The organism is Bradyrhizobium sp. JYMT SZCCT0428, assembly GCF_018131075.1.
Classification (GTDB): domain Bacteria; phylum Pseudomonadota; class Alphaproteobacteria; order Rhizobiales; family Xanthobacteraceae; genus Bradyrhizobium.
Map to the genome: position 1 here is coordinate 80,505 of NZ_JAFCLS010000024.1, position 17,801 is coordinate 98,305.

A 17,801-nucleotide genomic window follows, 5' to 3' on the forward strand; every position below is an offset into this window, starting at 1 on the left:
CATCGTGAGAAGAGGAAGCGAAGATGACCAGAACAGTGATACTTTTGGGACTGCTATGTCTTTTTTCGGGATCGATTGCATACGCGCAAAATACCGGCTGCGCGGCAGTTTCGGACGAACGCGAGAGACTGGCATGTTTCGACAACAAGAAAACGTCAAAGGAAACCAAGCCGGCGGCCAAAACGGACGCGCCGCCGATGACCGCCTTGCAGCTTATCGAGAATGAGAACAAGAAGGTTAACGCTCGGATCAAGAATATTTGTCGAGGATGTTAGTTTGTTCGTTCGCGTCACAAGTTCAGGGGTGCTTTCATCAATTTCGTTTTTCCCCGGTGAGGAGGTCATCCCGAAGTCCTGGAAGGTGATCCAGCACGTCCGCGAGAAGTTTACTTGTCGTGACTGCGAGAAGATCAGCCAGGCCCCGGTGCCGTTCCATTTGCTTGCCCGCGGCTGGGCGGGGCCAAGCCTGCTGGCGATGGTGCTGTTCGAGAAGTTTGGTCAACATCAGCCGCTGAACCGGCAAGCGGAGCGCTATGCCAAGGAGGGCGTGCCGATCAGCCTGTCAACCCTGGCCAACCAGGTCGGCGGCTGTACGGCGGCGCTGGCACCGTTGTTCAAGCGCCTCGAGGCCTATGTGCTGAGCGCCGAGCGATTGCACGGGGACGATATCACGGTCCCGGTCCTGGCCAAAGGCAAGACCGACACCGGCCGGATCTGGGTCTATGTGCGCGACGACAAGCCTTTTGGCGGGCAGGCCCCGCCGGGGGCGGTGTTCTATTACTCACGTGATCGCGCCGGCGAGCATCCCCGGCTCACTTGGCCAACTACAGTGGCATCTTCCAGGCCGATGCCTACGGCGGCTATGGCAAGCTTTACGACTCGGGCCGCAACGCAGGTCCGATCCTGGAAGCCGCTTGCTGGGTCCATGCCCGGCGGCCGTTCTTCGTGATGGCGGATCTGGCCGAGAATGCGCGTCGCAAGGCTCAGGGCAAGAAGCCGGCAGTGATCTCGCCGCGGGCGCTGGACACAGTCGGCCGGATCGACGCCCTGTTCGAGATCGAGCGGACCATCAACGGTCAGAGCGCCGAAAGGCGCAAGGCGGTTCGCCAGGAACTCAGCGCGCCGCTCGTGACCGATCTAGAAGCCTGGATGCGCGCGCAACGCGCCAAGCTCTCGCGCAGCAACGATGTCCAAGGCCATGGACTACATGCTCAAGCGTTGGAGCGCATTTACCCGCTTCCTCCGCGCGGCAGCTACCCCAGCCTCATGGGAAAGCACGAATGACGCCCCGGACGGTGTCGACTAAATATTAACCGCCATCCGTTATCTTCGAGGCAATCGTGGACTGATCCGCAACACTGGCCACGTGACTGACGCGTAAGGAAACCCGCCCGGGCATTGCCGGCGGGTTTTTCTTTGCCTCCGCGGTTCTCAGCCCGATACCCTGCCAGCCGCCTACGGGGGCCGACGCAATGAGCCCGTCCTAACCTGCAGGGCTTTTTGTTGGGACGCACGCGCAACGCCGCGCCAGCCGAATATGTTGGCTGGGCGGCGTTGGCTTAGGTACTGGGCCCTGAAATCCCCCAGCGCCGTTAGTTCGCTGCGAGCGTGCCGAGGGTTCGATAACAGGTCCGTGAACGAGCGTTTTTGCGCTCTCAGCCGGGTTGGGCCGCCTACTTTGCGTCGCTATCGCCGTCGCTCTGGGGACGATTTCTGGTTAAGCCGAGCCAGCCCTGCACCACCCGCAGCCAAGCCGTTCCTAGCATCTCGCTGGGTGCGCGCTCTGCTTCTCTCTGGGCCTCAGCCGCTTTTGCACGGTATTCGTCGTGCCGCGTCATGGGGTGACAATGCAGGTAGCGCTGGGTAGAGCTAGGGCCGGCGGAGCTATAGTCCGGCGCCGATGCCGATGCGTTACGCGAGATCGGGGTGATGAAATCCCTGTGCAGGCAGGTTGGGCTTTTGGCACCATCGAATAGCACGGTGACGCCTGTATTGCGCTGGGAAACCTCGACAACGATCCCTGCTTGCCTGCCAGCGATCGCAATCGAGTGGCTCCGAGTTCACTGATCTTGAAGCGAGCGCCGACGTCCAATCTATTATCCTGCGCGTTACTCACAATTTTACTCCAGATAAAAACTGTACTTAGAATGTCTTGTCCCGGCCCAGCGTTCCAACGGTCGGCTTGTTTCCGAGGAGGCCGCGGAGGTACTCCAAAGTAGCTCGGAACGATCCAGCCAGTTGCGCTAACTGTGGTCGCCGCTGGCGCATTTTTCGGCGCTGCGGCTGGAATGGGCGGCCCCAGCACAGCCAGCCCCTGCTGGGGCCGCTTTTTTCGCGAAGCTACTGGTTGACGGCCACGACGTGAGCTGTGGCTAGGTACCAAGAAGATTGCCACCTTCCGCCGTCTCGATAGCTAGGCCCGTAGTTCTCCGGGTATGAACGGTGAGCAAGGGTCGATTAACGACCGGTGCCGTAACGTGGCCGAATGACCGACAACTCCAATCATCCGATCTCAATGGAAGAGATACTGCGCCGCATCAGGGAGCAGTACGCCGTCGATATTTAAAAGATAAGGCGTTCTGCACGGACCAAGCCTTTTGAGGACGAGTACCCTACGGCCGGTGCGAGGTCATCGAAAAACTGCGCAAGAAATCTCTCAATGCCTCAGTTGGCGGCCTTTGAGCCGTGGATATGCGGCCCCAGTGTACTGGAGGTGCACTGGGGCCGCCCATTCCAGCCGACCGGCAAGGCGGATTGCCAAAGGCCTGCTAAATTACCGCACCTCGGGCTGATCTTTCCGAACTAGTTCGGAGTAACTCAGTTGGCGGCCTCTTTCATTGATCCCGCTTCCGCCGCGCGAATGCCGTCGGCTTGGCAATCGTCACTCTGGGGCGCGGATCGCCAACCGCGCGACCGTTCGGAGTTAGTGCGTCAGGTTAAAGCGGCCTATCCGGCGCGGCCCATCCCAAAGTTCGACCGGCCCGTCTGCAACAATAGCCTTGGCGCGCTCGATCGCCTCGGCTTCATCGGCGCAGTAAAGCTCGATCGAACTGACGACACTACCCTCGAACGTCAATATGAAGGCCAAGTAGCTGGCTGGTAAGCGGGGTCACTTGGATCTAGCGGGCCCGCGGTCGATTGGGGCTTTGTTCACCCTCCGGCCGCCCACCTTGGCCGCGGGATCACAGGACCGCCACGCCGTGCTGTGGCGGGAGAGATTCGACAGGCTCAATATAGTCTCGGTGCAACGCCGTTGGCGACTTGCAGCCATCGAAAATGACGCGGATGGTGCATGGATATTGGCCGCCACCAACGATCACTCCACCCTTGGCAGCTAGACGCGGGCATCGAGCCGCCCCAAGAGGACTCATCTTGAAACGATCGCCAATCGCAATTTCAATCTGATCACGAATCATGGGGTAACTTTCCACCGCAACCAACTCGGTGACAAGTCAGCCAGCCTTGCGGGGCCTAAAAGAACGGCCCAAGCCGGGGGGTAGCTGAGGCCGTCGTCTCGTAGCGCGCCGGGGGCGGCCCGGCGCATGCGTCAATTACTCCACCGGGCGAAGGTTCCTAACGTCGCGGTCGGTTAACGCTATATCGATCGCAGCGCTGACGCGCCATCAGAGACACTGGGCAATTCCTTGTCTCGTCTGCCCAACGTTCTGGGGATTTCACGATCCCGCCTCGGTTGCCTTCCTGAAGTATAGCGTTTTCCGATTCTGGCCCAAGGGGACGAACCTTCGTTGGATTAGCCCTTCATTGGCGAGTTGGTGTAATTTTGTCTTGATCGACGCCGGGGTCCACACCCCTTCTATTTCCCAGATCGAACGGGCGGATATGGCGTTTTCTTCGCCGACGGGCACCAGTTGGAGTAGCGCGGCTTGATCCATGGTGTGAGGTCTTATTTTCTGCGCCCTCAGCCCCCAGTCTGCTTGCGGCCGAACTGAATCCTTTCGCAACCATCCGGGGGCAGCAAGCGATTAGACGCGAGAAAGCCGCCCTCAGGGAACAGGCAAGTTAGACCAGTCGGAGCGTCAACTGGTGCCGATCCCCTCCCTCATGACGTTCGACAAAATCAGAGAGCGCAGAGGGGAGATCGCGCATCTGCAAATCGCATCGTCGGCGAAGTTCGTGGGCAACATCTTCGGAACGTCTTCAGACCAACGCTCGGCAGTGTTAAAGGCCACGACCCGGATCGGGTTGCTGTATTGGCCGGTGAGCAGGTCCTGGATGACCGTTTCAAGATCGGTCGTCTCATAGTTGGCCTCGACGCATGCGCGGCCAATTTTGCCGAAGTCATTGGCAACCATATAGATGGTCTGAGTTGTACGCATTTTGCACGGCAAAAACGCCTGAGGGCGAATGTCGGGAAAAAGTGGCAATGGGACCGGCTTGATTGATCTACGTCAAAGATTACGGAGTTTATGGGATCAGCAATTCCGAGCATGCCCCAAGGCCGAGATTGGATCGACATCGCTGGATATCTCTCGCTGGCCCTGGCCGGACTGGCGCTCATTGTGATTGTTGTGTCCTAACTATTTGTGCTCTGCACAAATGGGCTGCGGAGACAGTCGATGCCTCGGGTAGCTCAAAGGTAGATGATGAATGCCGCTCACAGTGAGGGCCGTAAGCATTTAAGCAAACAGATCCGTCGCCGGCCGGCGTGAATTTCACGTAGGTGCCGCTCTCGTGCAGCAACGGCCACCCCCGCGCGATAGCTAGATCAAGCCCGGCCTTGTATTCGGTCGGGCTGGCGCCGTGCTGAAATAGCATCGGCCCGTTAATCTTCTCGATGTGGATGCGGCCATCTTGGATGGCTTCCGTAGCATTGGCGCTTTTCAGCAGTTTGCTGGCGGCCTTTTCAGGTTCGGAATACGGGCGCTCGGCGCTGAACTTCATGCGTGCTGCGAATCCATATGCGCATCGTGAACGTGACGGTCGGTTACTGCGATATCGATCGCGGCGCCACAGAAACACCGCGCCTGTCCACTGGTTGATTGCGTCGGCAGCGGGAGGCCGGCGTTATACATGGAGTATTTCCAAGCCGTCCAAGCGCGTTGGCGGCGATGTCCGTGGAAGTCGGCTTCGGTGCATTGAGGCAGGTAGTTCTTCCACGCGGTTTCGAAGCCTGCCCGCGCCTCATCGAAGCTCGCCGCATAGCCGGAGCGGTTATGCCCGCGGTGTGATGCCGGATAGAAACCGACCCGCGATCGTGCCGACCTGAACGTCACCACAAAAGACAGGCCAACAATCAGAGCGTTCGGGGTGAGCGCGGCGGGTAAGTTCGGGCATGCGCTATTGAAGCGCGGTATGTCTGGTGGGGAAATCGTCAATCGATGGTGGATCGGTCGGGTGGAGAACTACAGCGTGTGGTGGCTGGGGAATGCTGCACAGTACAGCGTAAGGCGTCGGCCTTTTACTTCTCTTTTTCTTCCGCTTGCTCTTGCTCTAAGTCACCAATCAGCTTCCCGATGCGCTCTTTGTTTTTGGCGTCGTTCGCGCCTTTCACCAAGCGTTTGGCTTGTTCCAAACGGCGGGCAATTTGCTCTTGGCAGGCTAGTTGGTCCGGCATCATTTGTGCTGTCTCCGCAGAGTCAGACGAATGGCGAGGCGAATGGTTCAAATCTACTTGGGGTGACCGTCGCCGCCACATGAGGCGGCCACTCAATTGAGAGATTTCTTGCGCAGTTTTTCGATGACCTCGCACAGGCCGTAGGGGTACCCTCCTCAACGATTGGGTAGGCCTGATCCGTGCAGAACACCTTAGCTTTTATCTCGTCGGCGGCGTACTGCTCCCGAATGCGGCGCAGTATTTCTTCGCGTTCGGTCATTTGGCCAAGCTACCCATAGACTCGTTATTTAAAAGCCGCCGCTGGCTGTTCTTGCCATGCGACGGCTTAGATAACGGCTCCATCCAGAAGCTTTGCCAGCATCGCGCGGACGCGGTTAATGGACGGTTAAGTTAAAATTCGCAACAAAAAATGGCCTCGTACCCAGCGCCTCCTAAAACAAACTAGGCCACTGTCGGGGTATTTCGTCCGGGGCTTTCAGCCGGGCCAAATGATCGTTGCGATCAGATATGCTATCCCGCCGCAAAGGATAAGCAGGCCAACAATCAAGATCGTCCGATCGCTCATTTCCCCTTCGCCTTCAGCCCGCTTTCCGGCAGTCGCTCGACGTATTTTCACGGCGCTGCTCTTTGAATGACCGCGGCATTACAGAATCATCATTTCCAATTCGCCTTCGGCCTGATCTCGACCGTGTTGTTGCTTATCAGCATCCGCGGCAAATCTTTTTCAGCTTCGCGTCTAGTTTTGCGTTTTCCACGGCGAGCGCATCGACCATCGACCCCTGATCAGAGGAAGCATTTGATGCCGCGGCCTTCTGTTTCGCCACGGTCTTAGCGGCTGATGGTGGCGTGGCCCGGTCATAACAAGCCAATCGATTGCTAGCCTTCGGCACCGTCGAGCATTCGGAAGTTTGAGCGACCGCGCCTTGGCAGCCCACGATAATCAATGCGGTTAGCAGCAAAAGCTTCATCCGAAATTCTCCAAAGAAAAAGTTGGGGCATGGGCCGGCGTCGAAGTAGCGCGCGCCTTACCGGGTGTTCATCTGACTTTAGCCTTTAACCCTAGCTCGACAAGACGGGATTATATCGCTGTCCACCAGGGCAACGCATCCTTGGCCCGCAGCATGGCGGGAGGCGGGTTGTTGACCTTAACACAGTTGCATGACCGAGTAGATCTGGGTGTGCTTACGCCCTGACAGTGGTACGCGTGAAGTAAGGCGCCGGTTGACAGGGCTTCTATGAAAGAGGCCGCCAATGAGGCGGCCTGATTTCGCGTGCTCAGCGACAGGTCTGTCGATACCTACGGCAATTTCCTTCGCCTTGTTCGCCCAACTGGTCCTTGTTGAGACAAGCTGCCCGCAGTTCGCCGCACACATCACGTCGGACTGGTTTTTGGCACGTTTCCCGATATCTGCGGCAGTTTCCTTCGCCCTGCTCCCCAAGCGCGGCCTTGTTTTCGCAGGCACGTCGCAATTCGTCGCATTGGCCACCGCGACTACGGCCGTCGTCTACTCGGACGCCGCCCGGGCCGATCTGAACAGATTGGGAAAACACGGCTGTTGGAATTACAAAAAAAGCCGCCGTCGCGACTACGAATGCAAGCCTGCGCATCACGGACCTCCAGTGAAAGACCGGACGGACCCGGCTTTGCAACAATGTCCCGCCCTAATGTTTGTTCCCGATGCTCGTTCCAGCCGAACGTAACTTTCCTATTTTTCCCGATTTGTTTTGGGAGAAAGTAAGGAGGGTTGAAATGAAACGCCGACGTTGGTCCGAAGATGACATCGCCCGGCTACGCGGCATGGCTCAAAAAATGCTGGCCCCGCAAATAGCAGTTGAGTTGGGTAGGGGTGTTGCCGCCGTCGCAATGAAAGCGCACAAGCTGAAACTTTCGCTCCGGATAAGCGGAAGGAAGGAAGCCACTCACCTAGGCCTGCGGACGCTGCATGCGGCTTAGATAGGCGATGGCGCGAACTGCCACCGCGCGATTGCCGCGACGGGCGAGTATTGGCCAATACAATCCCGGCGACGCCCGCCGGCGCAGCTGCGCTGATTCAGCACGCCCTCGATGAAGGCTTAAGAACCGATGAAAGGTGGTGGCATATGACAGCGCTCAGGAGCGCGGTCGCGGTAAGGCCGCTCGGTGGGGTCGAGCCCGCCGGTTCGCGCGCGGGCTTTGCGATTGTTTAACCATCTACGATCATCATGAATGCAATCGCGGAACAGACCCTCAAAGCCCCCCGAGAGGATTGCGTAGGAAACCCGCCGGGGGCAGTTACCGGCGGGTTTTCTTTGCCCGCGCAAACGAACCCTTACACGAGGCTGACAATGGCGAGGGCTAGTTCAGGGCCGAATTCGCTAGATGCCAGCGCGATCAATGTTCCGGCAAAGACGGCCAAAATGGCGGTGACTGGGAGAGCGATCATTTTGAAAACCCCTGCGTAGCCTGTGACGATGAGCCTCCGCCGGCTTCGTTTCCGGACGACTGCGTGGGGGAGGGCAATTGGTTTCGTTCACCGAGACGTTATCTTCCGTAGAATGTCGAAATGAGCCGCCCGTTGAAGGGAGCGGAACAAGTCCTGATCGCATCGCTTAGTTGTGCAAGACCGAATGGATGCGACGCCCCCCGTGCTTCATTCGAGGAAATGTCGGCCCCAGTGTCCGCCCGCGCGCACGCTGGGGCCGTTTCATTGGAACTTCTGAACTCCCTAAGAGTCGAATCCTAGCTTCCGGCGACTCACCTCCACCGGAAGAAAACCCCAACTGGGTTGGCGGCCTTTGGTGCAGCGTGCCGTTCTCCGCGCCGAGGCCGTTTGCGTGTCGCGGCTCCCTGGACGACGCTAAAGAACGGCCTCAGAGCTTAGGGAAGCGCGCTGCGCAGCGCCGCTAGCGCTGCGTCGCAGGCCGCCGACGTGCTCCAAGCAGGCTACCTGCATGGCTTATACGTGCCGCAGGCACACACCGCTCTAAATTTCATAAAAACTATCGACGATCATTGAGTGGAACTTAGGTTCCGCAGTTTTAGGCTCCCGATGCTTCCTAGGGCAGCAACAGAGGTAGGAGCCACTATGAAAAATCTTGTTTTGACGTTTTTCCGGAATGAGTCTGGCGCTACAGCAATTGAATATGGCTTGATTGCCGCCGGTATCGCGATCGCGATCATCACTGCGGTGCAGGGTGTCGGCGGCAAGCTCAGCACCAATTTTGACTCAATCAGCACGTCGCTGAAATAGACAAGGCCGGTCAGTGCGGAGGACCAGCAAACCCAACTAAGACAGCGGTCCCTGCTACCGTTACCGGGGCGCACAACGGGCCCGCCGGTTCACCCCGGCGGGTTTTTTCCGAGACCTCGATCGGGAAAGAGGCCGCCTCAGTTGGCGGCCTATTGGTTTGGGTCACACTTCGGGGAACCGACGTCCATGACACCCATCGCCCTACCAGCGTAGTAGGCACTGCCTACGGCATCACCCAGCGCGCCGAGGGCCTGGGAAGCCAATACAAATGTGGCGGCAACGGCTATTGTCGTTTTGCGGTCTGTTCCGCCGGAAACCAGGTCCAAGTCACCATCATTCAGGACGCTGTTGAAATTTGTCATAGCCGTCTCCCATTTGTCGCCTGCGCGAGATCATCCCGGCGGCCGTGATCAAAGGGATACGCGAACGCTCAGTTGCTCGCCCTGATACACATCACACAGACAACAGTGGGGTTTCACCACTTCTGTTCCCGCTTTACCAAGTGCCTTCCTTTGCCCGCAGCATGGCGGGCGAGGCGGGGTTTTTGACCTTCAGCAGGCGTGTCGGAAGAGTTCGGGCCCGATCTCGCCGCGCTTAGTCGGAGATGAATATGCCGTCGACGCGCCGCGCCAGCAACCGGGCGAGGTTGGTCTTCCTCATCGTAAGGGGCAGCTTCCGGATATCCTTGCCATCGGCTACCAGCATATCGAAGGCATAGAACTGCACCTCGTCGTTATGCTTCCGGGAATGCAGGCCGTCGAAGTCGGAGTTGCCATCGACGCCGAGCAGCACCGCTTCACCATCCAGGACGAACGACGTCGACCGGATGCGCAGCGCGGCCTCGGTGATCAGCGGATATTTGTCGCTCCAGTCATAGCCGTTCCGGGTGAACAGCCGGACCCGCCTTGCCCTCTCGATGAACGATCAGCCGGTAGCCATCGTGCTTGACCTCGTAGATCCAGCTTTTGGAGGTCGGGACATTGGGGCGCGGGTCGGGATGCAGGGTTCGAAGGCACTGGTACGCATGCGGATTAGATAGGCGAGGGCATTGAAAACGCGAGTTTGATCGGGCCGGACCTAGAACAAACCACGAAGGCTCCATGCTGTTTCCGTGCTGCTCGGAACCGTTGGTAGTCACCCGTAACTGCTTGATTTCACTTGCACCGGCTAGCAGCGTTTAGCAGCACGGATTTTGCCAGAACAACCGGAATTGCGAGAAACCCTTTATTTGAAAGGGTTTTTCCTGGCGATCCCAGCAGGATTCCAACCTGCAACCCACGGAGTATAAATCCGTTACTCCAGAGTGCGAAGACGAGAGGCGCAATGGAGCTAGAGCCCAAGAGCCGAAAGTAGATCTGCTGCCATTTTTGCTACCGAACTCCCGATTACATAGGAGGACATGGCGGTAACGCATGGCCAAGCTCGCCGATGTACGCGATCGAGCAGATGGACACGACCGATGATGTGCCGTGGCGATCAGAGTCGCAAATCGGTTCTCGCGTTCGAGCATCAGCCGCGCCCAATCAATGATTTGAAATCAAGGACGTTGTTGTCCGACCAGGCCGATGCGACTGGACGGCGCAGCAGGCGCCCGATTTTCATTAACTTCATCTTTTTCTTGGGCGGGTCGAACGACGGGCAGTGGATGGGTTTCCAGCCAAAGCTGGCGTGCAAAGCTGGCGGGTTCGAGGCCGCTTCTGATCCACCAATCCCTTTCTTTGCCGGCGCGATGCAGTTCGCGGTGATGCGCCCGGCACAGCGGTACCGTAAATTCGTCGCTGACCTTTTGGCCGAGCCCGCGGGGTTGTGCAAAACGCAAATGGTGTGGGTCACAGGGCTCGCGGCCGCAGACAAGGCAGGGGTGGCTAGCCACAAAGCGCAGGTGCTGCTTGTCTCGCTGCCGCTTGGTCTCCGGCAGCGCTAGCACGCTTTTGTCGATGCGCGATCGGACCTCTGCGGTCGCCATGGGTTCTTGCTGTTCGCCTGACGCGATACCGGTATCCGACGTCATTTGCTCGCAGGCGAGCTTTTTCTGAAACGCCGCCCTGACCTTGTCGCCATCTACAGGCGTCAGGGTGTTTGCTTTTGGCCAGGCCCGTAACGTCCAGACGTCCAGATTGTCAAGTTCTAACCCCTCTAGCTCCGCAAGCAGTTGGTCGCGCAGCGTTGCCGAAGCTCCCGCCGGCAGGACACTGATGTGGACACCTTTGGCCCGCTTGCGAGCGCTTTGGAACGTTTTCGCTGCCGGGGTCTGGCCGTTCGTGCCGGATCGCGACGGGCTGTTTGTGAGGGATGGATCCCCAATCGGGGGCCAACGTCGGGTGCATCGAGATCGTCATCGCCGGCAATACCGACCAGCGTAAACAGCCCGTAGCGCCGGGCATAGGTGAGAGCGGCCCCCATCCGGTGCGGGGCCGCGGTCTCGGTGACGGGACAGACCGGCCAGTCCGAGGCCAGCCATTCGCCGGAAGCATGGAGAAGGGTGGTGGTGAGCTTGATCAGACCGGTCTCAGGCTCTATCGCGGTTGCTTGGACGGTCGCGATCTCGTGCTTGCTCAGGCATTTTCGGACAATATCCAGTCCACTTGCCAGCGAGGCATAGCGGAAGGTTCGGCTCTCCTCTCGCGGGAGCGCCGAAGGGATGGTCGCCGTCAGCGACTTCTCGGGGTTCTGGATTTCCGCCTGCGCTTTAGCGAGGGCGGCGCCTATATTGCTGATCGATTGGCTTGCACGTTGCATCGGTAACTCCGATTAATAGGCGGGGTCGCTATTGTGCAGTCAGGAGTTCGACCTGGATCGCTAACAGGAGCGCGTCGGCGACAAGCTGGGTTTCCAGATGGGCGGTGAAGCCGCTCAGAAACGCATCCTGCGGGCAGGCGGACCGGAATGCGCGCAGCTCGCACCAGAATGCGGCCAGCAGCTCAAAGGCTGCGACATACCCCTCCGGAGGATCGCAGGACGGGTCGAGATGGGCAAAGTCGAAGGGCGATTCCATTGGCGCATCCACCGTCCTGACCTTCTGCAAGGGCCTTGCTCCGGCTTCCAAACGTCTCCCGATCGGAAAGCTCGGAAACTGCTATTCGGCGGCCTGAAGTTCAAAACTGATGGCGCCCGACTTGGAGCGCTTGGCACGGACGCCGTGCCCTTTGGCCTCTTTGGCGTCCTCTGGAATGAGCTTCTTGAGCTCGCCCTTGGCGGCCTCGTGATCGAGGAAGGCGGCTCGCGTTCGGCAAAACACCCCTGCGAATTCCGCCCAGGAGTTCGACGCACTCATGTCGACGATCCTGACTGCTTCGATCCGCGGCTTGGGCGGCTCGACACCGAAGAGGTGAGGGGTCTCGCCGGTCTGGACGCAGCGCCAGAACTTTTTCTCCGCCGTGAGCAGCAGGTGCTGGTAGAGCGGATCGGCCGGAATGGACATCTCCACCCATTTGCCGCCTCCGGTGATGATGGATAGCACCGCCGTCCTCGAAGCGGTGACCCACATATTGTGCTGCAACTGCGCCATGTGTTTCTCGGCTGCCCCTTCCTCCGAGAACGACCACGGCAGCATGAATTTGGCCTCGAACACCGATCCGGTCGCCTGGACCATGCCGTCGAGGGTTGCCGCCATCCACCTCTTGATCGGATGAAACACTTGCCGCTGCACCTGGGTGATGACCTGGCCGGTATTGCGTTCGTACCAGCGCCGGTTGAGGTCCTCGGTCACGGTGCCGAGCTGGACGATCAGATTTGCCGAAAGGTCCTCCGGCTCGATCTCGCCGCGCTTTTCCCGCCACGACCGGAGCAGGGCGGTGCCGTCGTCGCCCATGATGATGCGGGCGTCCGAGCCGCCGATGAAGGCGCGGCGGTTTGCGTTTGATTTTGTCCGTACGTCCGATTTCATGCTTTCCTCCAGCCAAGTGAGTCGACAGACCGTCAGAGATCAAGTGATATTTACTATATCATACGATATTAGGAAGTCAAAGTGAAATCTGGCCCACTGATCAGCGCCCAGATCAGAGCGGCGCGTGCGCTAGTTCGATGGCGCGCTCAGGATCTCGCGCGGGAGTCGTCGGTTGGCGTCGCCACGATCCGCCGCGCCGAACTGACCGATGGCGAAACCTCCATGACGGCCGCGAACGACCTCGCGGTCCGTCGAGCTCTCGAAGCCGCCGGCGTCGAGTTCATCGACGAGAACGGCGGTGGCCCCGGCGTACGTCTTCGAAAATCGGGAAAAGAAAAGCCCCGCAAATAGGCCGAAGCGCTGGCCGCTCGATAGCCATCGGAGATTGGTTCATTCGACAAGGGATGTCCGCCGGAAACGAGCGAAGAAGAAACCTCGCAAGTAGCTCGGACCTGAACTGCGTCGGCGCCTCGTGAGGTTAGTGCGACAGGCAGTGCCGGTTGAGAAAATGGCGTCGATGTTGCAGGTCATTGGGACCGGATCGCGGCGTCGCGACAACGAGCCTAATCGATGGCAGCACCTCTCGGCTACACCGAGCCGAAGCCGCGTGGCGTCCTGTGGGCGCTGTCAGGATTGGCGTTGTTCTTACGAAAATTCCTGTCGCCGCAAGTTGGCGACCAAACCGCGCTGTTAAAGCTTTCACTGCAGCAGTGCGGGTCAGAATTCATTAATACTTATCGTGTTACCTGCCTGTAGAGTTTGGCGAATCAGTCGATCTCTTTTCCCAGCTGCGGCGGTGTACCCCCGGGAAAACTCGTTACAGACAATCAGTCGGACGAGAGGCCTTTTTTCAAAAGGAACACCGCCATGCAACCTATCTCAAAACCAACCTTGCTCCGCAGCGAATACCCAAAGCGCAATCGTGCACAAGTTCGCACGCGTGGTGGCGGAGGCCGACTGAGCTTGCACGTGTGCGGCGCGTAAAGGCGGCGCTGATCGAAGGGCAAGCGCGCTTGGAGGGCTGGTGCTGCCCAAGCATTTTCGCTCCATGATGCAGGAGGTTCGATGGTGCCAGGCAATGGATTTGTGGTGGAGGGGGCTGCGGCCCGGCAGGCCGCCGCAACCGGCCCCCCTCAATCCGTTGGCATCTATGCCGGTGGCAGCACCGGGCCGATCGGCAGAAGCCTGCTGCCGTGTGCTCACTGAATTGATCAGGCTTGACCGGTATGCCAATCGCGCATTTGCACGGGGGGACCGCGCTATTCGTGAATTAGTAAAAGCGAAAAAAGAAGAGTCTGAGTCAGGCTCTGCACATTTGAGCCGATAACTGATCTGTTGGATGCTGAAAACCGGGTGGGCGGGGCTAGATTCAAAAGGAAATTCGCAGAGCGAAATAGATTCACAGCGCGAGCAGGTCAGCGCGCCGGCCGTCCAGGCTTGTGCGTCTCGGTTGTTGTCAACTCCGCTCACAAGGCCCGCGTGACGACGCACGCGATCACGAAAACCCAAGACAGTGCCACAATTACCAGGTCGGCATGCCGCGAAATTCGGAATAGATGGTGCGGAAGGCAACAACACAAACAAAGATTGAGAGCGGGAAATTCTGCAGAACGAACCCAATTTTGTGTCAATGTTATATAACTTAGCTGTTGATCCCGGGAGAATGCGGCGTGAAGGCGCTAACAGGGCTCGGCATCGATTTCGTCCAGGGCGGCACAAGCACCGCCGTCGCCAAATTCGGCTGCCACCGCTTGGCCGCGACGTCGTCGGTGGCCCCGTCACACGGAGGTGGCACCCCGCCGCTGGCCACCGAGCAGCAGGCGGCCGTGATCGATGACTTTCTCGATCTCGATGACGAGATCGACGAAGCGCTCGACCGCCGCCGCAACCGATCAGCAGGTCGTTGCCGTCGCCAACGAAGAGATAGTTGGTCCCCCCGTAGATGCTGTCGTTTCGCTCTCGCCCAGCAGCACGTCGAGCCCAGCTCCGCCCCTCAGGACATCGTTGCCCGCACCGGCATAGCCGTCGCCGTCACCAGCGGCGGGAACTAGGGCGTTGACTGGCGACGGCTTTCAGAACCTCGATGCCACAGCCCGCGGGGCTGTAGGGACGAGATCCGAGGCGTTACGACGTACGGGTGCGCCGCCACGCAAACGGGTGAACCCGTCGAAATTGAGTTCCAGCTTTCCTTGCCCGCCGAGAACGTGTAGTCGGGCGACTCTGATACAAAATCATTTGAGGGAATCGCATGCCGACATTTTCGGGTACATCGGGCAACGACACGGTAACGGGTTCGGTCAACGGGGCAAACACTAACGACACGCTCGAAGGGCTTGCAGGCAACGACACGTTGGTCGGCGGCGACGGCGCGGACTCATTGGATGGCGGTTCCGGCACTGACTTCGCTTCCTATGCAGATTCGCCGACTGGGGTGGTCGCAAGTCTCGCCAACCCAAGCCTCAATACCGGCTACGCATTGGGCGATACCTTCACTTCGATCGAAGGTTTAATTGGGAGCAACAGTAACGACACCCTCACAGGTGATGGCAATAATAATCTGCTCCGGGGTGGACCGGGCGCGGATCTATTGGATGGTGGGGCCGGGGCAGACACGGCAGACTACTTCGATGCAACGGCCGGAATCGTAGTCAACCTCGCTACACCTGCCAGCAACACTGGTGAAGCCGCCGGCGATATTTTTACCTCAATCGAAAACATACGCGGCTCTTCTTTCGACGATACTTTGACAGGCGACGCAAGTGGCAACACTTTGCGAGGCGGTCTCGGCGCAGATCAGTTGAACGGCGGCGCTGGATTTGACTTCGTGTCGTATGCCGATTCGACGACGGCAATTAGCGCCAGCCTTACAACGCCTGCATCCAACACGGGTGAAGCCGCTGGCGACACCTATATTTCAATCGAAGGAATCCGTGGAAGTGACTTTAACGATACCTTGGCTGGCGACGCGAACATTAATTTCCTTCAAGGGGGCTTAGGAGCCGACTCTCTTTTCGGTGCCGCCGGTTTTGACTATGCGGACTATGCTAACGCTGCGACCGGCATAACGGCAAATCTCGCCGATCCGTCAGCCAACACGGGAGAAGCAACGGGGGATGTTTACAATGGCATCGAGGCGCTCAAGGGCGGCGCATTCAACGATTCATTGGTCGGAGATAACGCTAGTAACTACCTGAGGGGTGGCTTGGGCGCTGACACTCTGATTGGCGGCGGCGGTATCGACACGGCCGACTATGCAAATGCGACAGCCGGTATTGTCGTTGACCTCAGTAACACCTCATCAAATACGGGCGAAGCCGCCGGCGATGTGTATGGTTCGATCGAAGGCATCCAGGGCACTGATTTCAACGACACCTTAGTCGGTAACGCTAATAGTGACAGCATCCTGGTTGGTCGTCTGGGAGCTGACTCGCTTGTTGGTGGCGCCAGCAGCTTTCAAGACTCGGCGAGTTATGTCAGTTCCACGACCGGAATAACGGCGAGTCTGGCTAATCCGGGATTGAACACTGGCGAAGCAGTTGGAGACAGCTATATTTCAATCGAAAAGCTAATCGGAAGTAATTTCAATGATCACCTCATCGGTGATACCGGCAATAACGGACTTCAGGGCGGCGTCGGCGCGGATACTATGGATGGCGGCGGCGGGTTTGATACAGCTGTCTATGGACCTGCGGCAACTGGCGTTCTGGCGAATCTTGGCGATAGTTCTCAGAACACGGGTGAGGCCGCTGGGGACGTCTACATCTCCATTGACGCCCTCTTCGGCTCCAGTTTCAATGACACCCTCATCGGGGATGCCAGTGACAATGTCCTGACAGGTTGGGGAGGGGCAGACGTTCTCAATGGCGGCGGCGGCATTGATAGGGCGTCTTATTTTCTTGCACCCTCCGGCGTAACGGCAAATCTGGCTAATTCGGACGCGAATACTGGTGAGGCTGCTGGCGACACGTATATTTCTATTGAACAGCTATCAGGCTCGCGCTTCAACGACACGCTTGTTGGCAATGGCGGTGACAACACGATCCAAGGCGATGCGGGTGATGATTCCATTGATGGCAGCGGCGGCAACGACAGGGCGCAGTTCCTTGGCAATCGAAGCGCGTACACCATAGTTAGGACCGGTCCGACTGGTCCGGTGCTGGTTACTGGCGAGGGTCTGGACAGGCTGGTCAACATCGAACTTTTGCAATTTGCAGACGTCACGTTGAATGTTTCCGATCTGCCGATTTCAAACACTGGCACGGCTGGCGCAGACTCCCTCTACGGTGACGTCGGCAATGACTCGCTGGTCGGGCTCGGTGGCAATGACGTTCTCGTCGGCTTTGGTGGCAATGACGTGGGCTACGGCGGCGATGGGAATGATTATTTCTACGCAGGGGCCGGCAACGACATATTGATTGGTGAAGCGGGTCTGGACGTCCTCCTGGGAGAGGCGGGTAACGATTCCATGTACGGCGGGCTTGGTTTCAATTATCTGTTCGGCGGCGATGGCAATGATCTTTTGATTGGCAACGGGGGTGTTGCAGGGGTCGGCGACGTCAACGTGATGCTCGCTGAAGGGGGCGCCGACGCGCTCTTCGGTGGCGAAGGCACCAATTATTTCTACGGTGGCACTGGCGTCGACAGCATGTTCGGTGGTGCCGGTCTCAACATTTTTATCTCGTCCGGCGAGACCGACGGCAACTTTATCTATGGCGGCTCTGGCCAGAACTACGTCTATGGTTCAAACGGAGGTGACACCGTGACTGGTGGCATCGGAGTGGACGTGTTCTTGATGGGGACGGGAGCCGACCTTATCACCGGTGGCGGCGGCGTCGACTATGCCTGGGGAGGCGGCGGTTCTGATACGTTCACCATCAACGACCTCGCCTCAGAAGTAATGGTGATCCAGGACTTCAACACCGGCGGTGTCAACGACGTCTTGAATTTCTCCGGTACGTCACTGCATTCGTTTGCCGACGTGCAAGCGGCTTCGTTCTATGCCGCGGGGATCAACACCACGATCATTACTGATGCTGCTGGAAATGCCGCGTGGCTGATTGGCAAGGGGCCCGGCGATTTGGACGCGAGCATGTTCAGATTTGGCTAGATTC

The 17,801-nt window shown here is 58.5% G+C and carries 19 protein-coding genes and 1 pseudogene; 9 read left to right on the top strand and 11 right to left on the bottom strand.

The window, feature by feature from the left end:
- Positions 1–23: 23 nt before the first annotated feature.
- From JQ575_RS24085 to JQ575_RS24095, 3 genes and pseudogenes are all read left to right on the top strand, one after another.
- The gene (locus JQ575_RS24085; RefSeq protein WP_212035642.1) at positions 24–275 is read left to right on the top strand and encodes a hypothetical protein; all 252 of its coding nucleotides are present in this window, start codon (positions 24–26) and stop codon (positions 273–275) included.
- A gap of 61 nt (positions 276–336) precedes the next feature.
- Positions 337–1,242: pseudogene (gene tnpC, locus JQ575_RS24090) on the top strand (IS66 family transposase); the annotation flags it as partial.
- 1,578 nt (positions 1,243–2,820) lie between these two features.
- Positions 2,821–3,102, top strand: coding sequence for a hypothetical protein (locus JQ575_RS24095; protein ID WP_212035643.1), 282 nt, complete (start codon positions 2,821–2,823; stop codon positions 3,100–3,102).
- 79 nt (positions 3,103–3,181) lie between these two features.
- On the opposite strand, the gene JQ575_RS24100 is transcribed toward JQ575_RS24095, so the two are convergent.
- The 6 genes from JQ575_RS24100 to JQ575_RS24125 all read right to left on the bottom strand — a co-directional run bounded on the left by JQ575_RS24100 (position 3,182) and on the right by JQ575_RS24125 (position 6,542).
- The gene (locus JQ575_RS24100; RefSeq protein WP_212035644.1) at positions 3,182–3,415 is read right to left on the bottom strand and encodes a hypothetical protein; all 234 of its coding nucleotides are present in this window, start codon (positions 3,413–3,415) and stop codon (positions 3,182–3,184) included.
- A 621-nt stretch (positions 3,416–4,036) separates the two neighbouring features.
- Positions 4,037–4,336, bottom strand: coding sequence for a hypothetical protein (locus tag JQ575_RS24105; RefSeq protein ID WP_249166854.1), 300 nt, complete (start codon positions 4,334–4,336; stop codon positions 4,037–4,039).
- A gap of 178 nt (positions 4,337–4,514) precedes the next feature.
- The gene (locus JQ575_RS46145) at positions 4,515–4,901 is read right to left on the bottom strand and encodes a hypothetical protein (protein WP_312016009.1); all 387 of its coding nucleotides are present in this window, start codon (positions 4,899–4,901) and stop codon (positions 4,515–4,517) included.
- Positions 4,898–5,335 carry a hypothetical protein gene (locus JQ575_RS24115; RefSeq protein WP_212035645.1) on the bottom strand — a complete coding sequence of 146 codons (438 nt, stop codon included), beginning with the start codon at positions 5,333–5,335 and terminating at the stop codon, positions 4,898–4,900. The genes JQ575_RS46145 and JQ575_RS24115 overlap by 4 nt, the downstream gene beginning before the upstream one ends.
- A gap of 83 nt (positions 5,336–5,418) precedes the next feature.
- A complete protein-coding gene (locus JQ575_RS24120) occupies positions 5,419–5,577 on the bottom strand; it encodes a hypothetical protein (RefSeq protein WP_212035646.1) in 159 nt (52 codons plus the stop codon).
- Between the two features lie 698 nt (positions 5,578–6,275).
- Positions 6,276–6,542 (bottom strand): hypothetical protein, encoded by a 267-nt coding sequence (locus tag JQ575_RS24125; RefSeq protein ID WP_212035647.1) that lies wholly within the window; start codon positions 6,540–6,542, stop codon positions 6,276–6,278.
- 2,097 nt (positions 6,543–8,639) lie between these two features.
- Between JQ575_RS24125 and JQ575_RS24130 the strand changes: the two genes are divergently transcribed.
- Positions 8,640–8,804, top strand: coding sequence for a Flp family type IVb pilin (locus JQ575_RS24130; RefSeq protein ID WP_212035648.1), 165 nt, complete (start codon positions 8,640–8,642; stop codon positions 8,802–8,804).
- 149 nt (positions 8,805–8,953) lie between these two features.
- Here JQ575_RS24130 and JQ575_RS24135 read toward each other — a convergent pair whose 3' ends face one another.
- Both JQ575_RS24135 and JQ575_RS44830 read right to left on the bottom strand, forming a co-directional pair.
- Positions 8,954–9,166 (bottom strand): hypothetical protein, encoded by a 213-nt coding sequence (locus JQ575_RS24135; protein ID WP_212035649.1) that lies wholly within the window; start codon positions 9,164–9,166, stop codon positions 8,954–8,956.
- 232 nt (positions 9,167–9,398) lie between these two features.
- The gene (locus JQ575_RS44830) at positions 9,399–9,722 is read right to left on the bottom strand and encodes a hypothetical protein (RefSeq protein ID WP_312016013.1); all 324 of its coding nucleotides are present in this window, start codon (positions 9,720–9,722) and stop codon (positions 9,399–9,401) included.
- 541 nt (positions 9,723–10,263) lie between these two features.
- Between JQ575_RS44830 and JQ575_RS44835 the strand changes: the two genes are divergently transcribed.
- Positions 10,264–10,728 carry a hypothetical protein gene (locus JQ575_RS44835; RefSeq protein ID WP_249166855.1) on the top strand — a complete coding sequence of 155 codons (465 nt, stop codon included), beginning with the start codon at positions 10,264–10,266 and terminating at the stop codon, positions 10,726–10,728.
- 212 nt (positions 10,729–10,940) lie between these two features.
- Here JQ575_RS44835 and JQ575_RS44840 read toward each other — a convergent pair whose 3' ends face one another.
- The 3 genes from JQ575_RS44840 to JQ575_RS24155 are packed head-to-tail and all read right to left on the bottom strand — an operon-like array spanning position 10,941 to position 12,690.
- Entirely contained in the window at positions 10,941–11,543 is a 603-nt protein-coding gene (locus JQ575_RS44840) for an ERF family protein (protein ID WP_249166856.1), read from the bottom strand.
- Positions 11,544–11,571: 28 nt separating this feature from the next.
- A complete protein-coding gene (locus tag JQ575_RS24150) occupies positions 11,572–11,829 on the bottom strand; it encodes a hypothetical protein (RefSeq protein ID WP_212035650.1) in 258 nt (85 codons plus the stop codon).
- 51 nt (positions 11,830–11,880) lie between these two features.
- Positions 11,881–12,690 carry a YqaJ viral recombinase family protein gene (locus JQ575_RS24155; protein WP_212035651.1) on the bottom strand — a complete coding sequence of 270 codons (810 nt, stop codon included), beginning with the start codon at positions 12,688–12,690 and terminating at the stop codon, positions 11,881–11,883.
- Between the two features lie 81 nt (positions 12,691–12,771).
- On the opposite strand from JQ575_RS24155, the gene JQ575_RS24160 reads away from it, so the two are divergent.
- From JQ575_RS24160 to JQ575_RS24175, 4 genes are all read left to right on the top strand, one after another.
- Entirely contained in the window at positions 12,772–13,041 is a 270-nt protein-coding gene (locus tag JQ575_RS24160) for a transcriptional regulator (RefSeq protein ID WP_312016010.1), read from the top strand.
- 219 nt (positions 13,042–13,260) lie between these two features.
- Positions 13,261–13,446, top strand: a complete 186-nt coding sequence (locus JQ575_RS24165; RefSeq protein WP_212035652.1) for a hypothetical protein — start codon at positions 13,261–13,263, stop codon at positions 13,444–13,446.
- A gap of 914 nt (positions 13,447–14,360) precedes the next feature.
- The gene (locus JQ575_RS24170; RefSeq protein ID WP_212035653.1) at positions 14,361–14,741 is read left to right on the top strand and encodes a hypothetical protein; all 381 of its coding nucleotides are present in this window, start codon (positions 14,361–14,363) and stop codon (positions 14,739–14,741) included.
- Positions 14,742–14,938: 197 nt separating this feature from the next.
- A complete protein-coding gene (locus JQ575_RS24175; protein WP_212035654.1) occupies positions 14,939–17,797 on the top strand; it encodes a calcium-binding protein in 2,859 nt (952 codons plus the stop codon).
- The last annotated feature ends 4 nt before the right edge of the window (positions 17,798–17,801 follow it).